The sequence below is a fragment of the Phreatobacter sp. genome, from assembly GCF_027532945.1.
GTDB lineage: Bacteria > Pseudomonadota > Alphaproteobacteria > Rhizobiales > Phreatobacteraceae > Phreatobacter.
Genome location: NZ_JAPZTZ010000018.1, coordinates 74927 through 81388, shown reverse-complemented (window position 1 = coordinate 81388; position 6462 = coordinate 74927). Strand labels below are relative to the sequence as shown.

6 protein-coding genes are annotated in these 6462 nt (G+C 69.5%); 1 reads left to right on the top strand and 5 read right to left on the bottom strand.

Annotation, left to right across the window (positions count from 1 at the left end; translation table 11 throughout):
* Positions 1 to 425 precede the first annotated feature (425 nt).
* Complete coding sequence (locus tag O9344_RS14790; RefSeq protein ID WP_298478818.1) at positions 426 to 701, bottom strand: L,D-transpeptidase; 276 nt, start codon at positions 699 to 701, stop codon at positions 426 to 428.
* A 211-nt stretch (positions 702 to 912) separates the two neighbouring features.
* On the opposite strand from O9344_RS14790, the gene mepA reads away from it, so the two are divergent.
* Entirely contained in the window at positions 913 to 1833 is a 921-nt protein-coding gene (gene mepA / locus O9344_RS14785; RefSeq protein ID WP_298478815.1) for a penicillin-insensitive murein endopeptidase, read from the top strand.
* A gap of 118 nt (positions 1834 to 1951) precedes the next feature.
* Here the strand turns inward: mepA and O9344_RS14780 are convergent, their stop codons facing one another.
* The 4 genes from O9344_RS14780 to O9344_RS14765 form a co-directional block, all read right to left on the bottom strand.
* Positions 1952 to 3202 (bottom strand): MFS transporter, encoded by a 1251-nt coding sequence (locus O9344_RS14780; protein WP_298478812.1) that lies wholly within the window; start codon positions 3200 to 3202, stop codon positions 1952 to 1954.
* Between the two features lie 349 nt (positions 3203 to 3551).
* Positions 3552 to 4985, bottom strand: coding sequence for a cell wall hydrolase (locus tag O9344_RS14775; RefSeq protein ID WP_298478809.1), 1434 nt, complete (start codon positions 4983 to 4985; stop codon positions 3552 to 3554).
* Positions 4986 to 5141: 156 nt separating this feature from the next.
* On the bottom strand, positions 5142 to 6077 hold the full coding sequence (locus tag O9344_RS14770) for a GTP-binding protein (protein WP_363321943.1): 936 nt from the start codon (positions 6075 to 6077) through the stop codon (positions 5142 to 5144).
* Positions 6070 to 6357: a hypothetical protein gene (locus tag O9344_RS14765; protein WP_298478806.1), complete on the bottom strand. Its 288-nt coding sequence runs from the start codon at positions 6355 to 6357 to the stop codon at positions 6070 to 6072. The genes O9344_RS14770 and O9344_RS14765 overlap by 8 nt, the downstream gene beginning before the upstream one ends.
* Positions 6358 to 6462 lie beyond the last annotated feature (105 nt).

Sequence of the window (6462 nt, the reverse complement as noted above, 5' to 3'; positions counted from 1 at the left end):
CGAGACCGGGATCCCGGCCTCGTGCTCCTTCAGGATCCCGATGATCTGCTCTTCCGTGAAGCGGCTGCGCCTCATGTTCTGGTCCTCTCGATGGGCCAGAACGAACTTCAAACTGGATTATCCCAGAGGGGCAACGTCAGTACGACAGCCTGACGTCGGACGCCTGCGGTCCATATGTCGTGGTCACCGACACGGGCAAAATAGCGGGACTGGCGATCCTGTATGCCAATGTTGCGTTCCCTGTTCCCGAGTCACCTCGATAGGGAACGCGCTCATTATGCGTTTTGCAAGCGAACTTCAGGGGTTAGGGGCTTCCTAGGAACAGTGCCGCTTAGCGTACTAGGGACGCGCCGGCTAGCGGGTGTTCTCCTATATTCACTCTGAACGAGGTAAACAGGCGTTCTCAATCGTTTAGGGAACACCTGTTAATTGTAGCTCCTAATGGAATGGGGCATCGGCGCCATCCCGTACCTACGGGAGTGCCAGCTACGCTCGAGCCGCTGCGGCGAATAGGTGCCGTTGGGGGTGTTGTAGCCGGCGCGGCCGGTGGAGACCGCCCAGGTATAGCGATGCTCGCCATCGACAATGACGCGCATGGTCTGGGTGCTCTTGTCGACCCTGACGACGATGGCGGCGGCGGCCTCGGCGGACCAGACGAACAGGCCGACGATCAGTGCGGCCAGGCAATGGACGACGCGCATGGAATTCCCCTCCGACGCGATACCAACAGACGTTCCCTTGCGGGCCTTGCAGCGCCACGATTCCGCAGCGGAAGGGGTCTGTAAAGCCGGATGCGGGATTCACCTTAAGGGCCGGCTGCGGCGGTCCGGACGATTGCAGTGGCGTGAGGAATGGTTAACGACTTCTGACTAGGCTTCACCACAGCCTCCTGCGATCCCCCGGTCCCGACCCATGCCGCGCCCGCTTGCCCTCGCCCTCGCCGCCCTCGCGCTCCTTGGCTCCGCCGCCGCGGCGCAGGAGCGCGGCACGGTCAATCCGCGGCCGTTGCCGCCGCTCGCCAACCCCAACGATCCGAATCTCGCGGCCAAGGAGCTGTTCGGCCGTGCCACGGCGGCAGCTCCCATGGAGGCCCGCGCCTTCGGCTTCTATTCGCGCGGCTGCGTCGCCGGCGCGGTGGCCCTGCCGGTCAATGGCGAGACCTGGCAGGTGATGCGCCTGTCGCGCAACCGCATGTGGGGCCATCCCGACATGATCGCCTTCCTGGAGCGTTTCGCGAAGAAGGTGCCGCAGGTCTCGCGCTGGCCCGGCATCCTCGTCGGCGACATCTCGCAGCCGCGCGGCGGGCCGATGCTCACCGGCCATGCCTCGCACCAGATCGGCCTCGACGCCGATATCTGGCTCACTCCCATGCCGCGGCGGTCGCTCAGCACCGAGGAGCGGGAGATGACCTCGGCGGTGAACATGGTGCGGGCCGACCGGCGCGACATCGATCCTGCCACCTGGACGCGCGACCACCTGCAGGTGATCCGCGCCGCTGCCACCGATCCGGCGGTGGAGCGGGTGCTGGTCAATGCCGCCATCAAGAGGGCGCTCTGCCGCGAGGCTGGGAGTGACCGCTCCTGGCTGTCGCGGGTCCGCCCGGTGCCGGGCCACAATTACCACATGCATATCCGCATCGGCTGCCCGGCGGGCAGCGCCGGATGCCGGCCGCAGGACCCGCCGCCGACCAGCGACGGCTGCGGCGCGGAGCTGGACTGGTGGTTCACCGAGGAAGTCCTGAACCCGCGGCCGAACCCGAACTGGCGGCCGCCGCCGCCGGTGACCATGGCGCAGCTGCCCGAGGCCTGCCGTCAGGTGCTGGTGGCGCGATAGAGCATCATCCCATCAAGTGGGCACCGGTTGATGGATGAGATGATGCGAGAAAACAGGGAGATAGAGCGGCCGATCTGATGCAGTCAGATCGGAAACCGCTCGTCAGGCGCCACCGCGATCACTCCGCGGGGACAGGTGCCGGCTGGGCGACCGGGCGTTCCTTGATCGGCAGGTTGATGAGGCCCGAGCCGATGCAGAAGAGGATGCTCAGGTACCACATGACCTCGTAGGAGCCGGTGCGCTCGTACATGACACCGCCGAGCCAGGCGCCGAGGAAGCCGCCGACCTGGTGGGAGAAGAAGACGAAGCCGTAGAGCATCGCCATATAGCGGGTGCCGAACATCAGGGCGACGAGGCCCGAGGTCGGCGGCACGGTGGACAGCCAGAGCAGGCCCATCAGCGCGGCGAAGACGAGGGCCAGCGCCGTCGAGGGCGGGAAGACGAAGAGCAGGATGACCGCAGCGCCGCGGGCGAAATAGATATAGGCGAGCAACCAGCGCTTCGACATGCGCGCGGCAAGCCAGCCGGCCCCCAGCGACCCCACGATGTTGAACAACCCGATGAGCGCGAGCGCCGAGCCGGCGACCCAGGCCGGCATGTTCAGGTCCTTCAGATAGGTCGGGTAGTGGGTGGTGATGAAGGCGAGCTGGAAGCCGCAGGTGAAGAAGCCGATCACGAGGAAGACGTAGCTCGGATGGGCGAAGGCCTGCTTCAGCGTCGCGGCGATGCTCATTTCGGCGCCCGTGCCCTGGCCCTGGCCCGACGAGGGGCTGGTGGCCAGGGCGAAGGACAGCGGGATGATGACCAGCGGCACGCAGGAGAAGATCAGCAGCGCCGCCTTCCAGCCGAGGAGATCGACGAGGAAGGGGGTGAGCGGGGCGAAGACGAACTGGCCGAAGGAGGAGGCGGCGGTGCCGGCACCCATGGCCTGGGCGCGCTTCGACTCCGGCAGCAGCTTGGCGAAACAGGCCAGCACCAGGTTGAACGACACGCCGGCGAGGCCGAGGCCGACCAGCGTGCCGGAGAGCACGTGCATGGCCAGCGGCGGCAGCGGCAGCACCATGCAGGCGAGGCCGAGGCCATACATGATCGCGCCGACCCAGAAGACGCGCAGCGTGCCGAAGCGGTCTGCCACCGCGCCGGCGAAGGGCTGGCCGACGCCCCACATCAGGTTCTGGATGGCGATGGTGAGCGAGAGGATGTCGCGGGTCCAGCCGTTGTCGGTCGAGATCGGCATGAGGAACATGCCGACAACCGAGCGCGGGCCGAAGGACAGGAGGCCGATGAGGCAGCCGCATAGGATGATGACGAAGGGCGTGCGCCAGGAGGGGTCAGACACCGGGCGATCGGAGGGGGCCGTGGCGGTCATGGGGGAGCTCCGGGCGTCGTGCAGCTACACGGTTCGCTTTTGTAAGAGCGATAACCATTCGCGAACAGCGAAAAGCCGTGATGCCTTCCATACCAATTTCGGATGACAGGGGGAGTCAGCAGGAAGTGGGTACCGGGCATGGCAGCCGCGGCGAGGCTGACCGCTCCATGCGATCGACGAGCCCTCTCCCCCTGCGGGAGAGGGTGCCCGCGGCAGCGGGCGGGTGAGGGGGCACGTCGAGCCCCCCTCATCCGGCGCCTGACGGCGCCACCTTCTCCCACGAGGGGAGAAGGTCTGCAGTGGCGGGGCCATGGGAGACTTATGGACGGCTCGCCGAGCCGCGGAAGCCTCAGCTCTCGTCGCCGGCGGCGCGGGCGACCTCGATCCGGGGGCCGGCGCCCCAGTTGCGGGGACGGTAGAAGACGTGAATGCCGATCTGCTGCAGGCGGTTCATCGACCGCGCCCACCAGGGACGGACATAGGTCGCATGGTAGTGCGTGGCGTGGCCCACCTCGGGCAGCCAGGTGCGGCCGGCCATCATGTCCTTGGCGATCTGGCTGGCGCGGGTCCAGGGGCCGGCCTCGGTCGGCACCAGGCTGCGGCGACCCTCGCAGGCGAAGGTGAACTGGCAGGCGAGATAGCGATGGGCGTTCTGGTAGACGACGCCGCAGACGTCGCGGGGATAGAAGCCGGAGACGGCGCGGTTCAGCACGACCTGGGCGACGGCCATCTGGCCGCGCTCGGGCTCGGAGCGCGCTTCCCAATAGACCGCCTCGGCGAGGCAGCGTTCGGCGCGGCCATGGGCGGCACCGGTCAGGCCGAGGGCGAGGGCCGGATGGACGCTGGGGCCGCTCGCGACCGGCGGGCGGGCGAGGACCGGGCCATCGGTCGGGCGCGGCTCGCTGCGGCCGAGCAGGCGGGCGAGGAGCGAATCCGGGCGGTCACCACGGTTATCGGTGGCGAAGGGGCCGAGGATCGGATCGAAACCAGGCACCGCCTCGTGGGTCGTGGTGACTCGGAACGGCGCGCTTTCCAGCGGCACCGAGGGCGCACCGAAGCCGGCGCCGGAGCGGGCGATGGGGCCATTGCCGGCAATGGCGATGCCGGCCTTCTCGCCATCGAGCTCCTCGGCAAAGCGCGGGGCAACGGGCGCGGCGGCGGTCGCCTCGTCGGCGTCCTCCTGCGGGACGGTGGCGAGCGGGCCCATGCCGAGGCCGAGCATGGCGCCGGCCGGCCGGTCGTCGAGCGTCAGGCCGGGCGAGACGGCGGCAAGCTGAAGGCCGCCGAGGGAAAGGAGGGAATGCTCTGCGTCGCCGCGGTCATCCGCCGGGGCCGGCACGAAGCGCGAGGCCTGGCTGGTGTCCGCCGGCGGCACGAAGATCGAGGGATCGGTCTCGAGCTGGCCGATGCTGAGGCGCAGTTGCGGCCGCTCCAGCAGGAGATCGCCCTTCGCCTCGCGGTTCGGCACGGGATAGATCACGGCGCGGTCCATGCCGGATCCGAGGGCCGGGCCGGGCCGGTGGCCGTCGCGGCGCAGGTCCGGCACCGGGCCGGCCGAGAGACTGGCGAGAACCGGGCGCGGCGCCTCGAACTCGCGGGCGCTGGCGGGGCGGCTGAAGACGAAGCCGGCGACCGTGGTGGAGGGGCGCACAAGGCTCGCCACGTGGCGGCGCCATGTCTGGTCGACACCGGATTTCCGCGCGAGATAGCTCACGAGGTCCTGGTAGGCGACGGGCTGGACGGAGACGAGAAGAAAAGACGCCGCAAGACCGGGGACAAGCACCGCGGTCCGGGACACAGGCGACGAACGCCGACGCAACGCACGCATACCCCACGCACTCCACGCAAACGCCACACGCCATCGGCATCCCGCGTCGAACAGCGCGGTCACCGCCTGCTAAGGTTATCGCCGAGGTAAGGTTGAGGCGGCGTTAATGCGTCAACCGAGGCGGGCCGAAAGGTCCCGCGCCAGCGCGTGCTCGCTGGCAAAGGGGTTGCCGCCATCGATGCGGGAGGCAACCGCCGCAAGGCCGCGATGGCCGAAGCGGGTGCGCAGCGCCTCCTCCACCCAGTGCCGCTGCTGGGCGGCGCGGCGGGCGGCACGCCGGCCCTCGGCAAGATGGGCGCCATGCCCGGCGATCGCCGCAGCGAGCGCGTCCAGGCCCTCCCCCGTGGTCGAGGAGACGAGCACCACCGGCGCCGTCCAGCCGCCGGCCTCGCGCGCCACCAGGGTCAGGGCCCCTTCCACATCCGCCTTGGCGCGCTGGGCGGGCGCGCCCATATCGGCCTTGGTGACGACGATGACGTCAGGCAGCTCCATGACCCCGGCCTTCATGAATTGCAGGCTGTCGCCGGAGCCCGGCTGGATGCAGAGCACCACTGTGTCGGCCACCATGGCGACATCCGCCTCGGACTGGCCGATGCCGACGCTCTCGATGAGGACGTGGTCATAGACGGCGCGCATCACCACCATGGCCGCCACCGTCTGGTCGGAGAGGCCGCCGAGCCGGTCGCGGGCCGCCATGGAGCGGACGAAGACGCCGCGGTCGGCGGGATCGGTGGAGATGCGGGCCCGGTCGCCGAGCAGCGCGCCGCCGGTGCGCCGCGACGAGGGATCAACGGCAATGACGCCGACGGTCTCGCCGGCCTTGCGCCAGGCGGAGACGAGGGCGTTGGTCAGCGTCGACTTGCCGACCCCCGGCGGCCCGGTCAGGCCGAGCGTGTCGCCCCGCGCCTCGGCTGTCGCGGCATCGAGAAAGGCGGCGAGCTCAGGCGTGCCCGCCGCGGTCTCGATGGCGGCGAGGGCGGCCGCCACCGCGCGCTTGCCGCCGGCGCGGACCGCCGCGATGGAGCCGGGCACCATGGGCTCAGCCAAGCTGTGCGGCGACGAGCGTGTGCAGGATCGCGCCGGCGAAATAGCCGCCAAAGCGCCAGGGCATGGCGAGAGGCGCCGCGATGCGGCCCTGCATGGCGAGTGTGTTGATGGCGATGTCGATGACAAGGGCGACGCCGAGCAGCCACATCAGGCCGGGAATGGCCTGTCCGAGGGCCGGATAGGCCTTGAGCAGGAAGGCGAGGGCCAAGCCCGCCACCAGCATGCCGGCGACGAAGACGAGGCCGGGCAACGGCAGGGAGGGGCGGGTCTCGTCGGTCATGGGATCACATGCGGCCTTAAACGGAAACGGGGCGCAGCCTCGCACAGAGGCTCCGCCCCGCCAACCGCGACGAAGGTGACGAACCGCCTCAGGGGCGGCGCGTCC

Bases quoted from the DNA above. Each gene is read 5' to 3' on its own strand.
- mepA (WP_298478815.1), top strand. From the start codon at position 913: ATGCCGCGCCCGCTTGCCCTCGCCCTCGCCGCCCTCGCGCTCCTTGGC.
- O9344_RS14765 (WP_298478806.1), bottom strand. From the start codon at position 6,357: ATGACCGACGAGACCCGCCCCTCCCTGCCGTTGCCCGGCCTCGTCTTC.
- O9344_RS14780 (WP_298478812.1), bottom strand. From the start codon at position 3,202: ATGACCGCCACGGCCCCCTCCGATCGCCCGGTGTCTGACCCCTCCTGG.
- O9344_RS14790 (WP_298478818.1), bottom strand. From the start codon at position 701: ATGCGCGTCGTCCATTGCCTGGCCGCACTGATCGTCGGCCTGTTCGTC.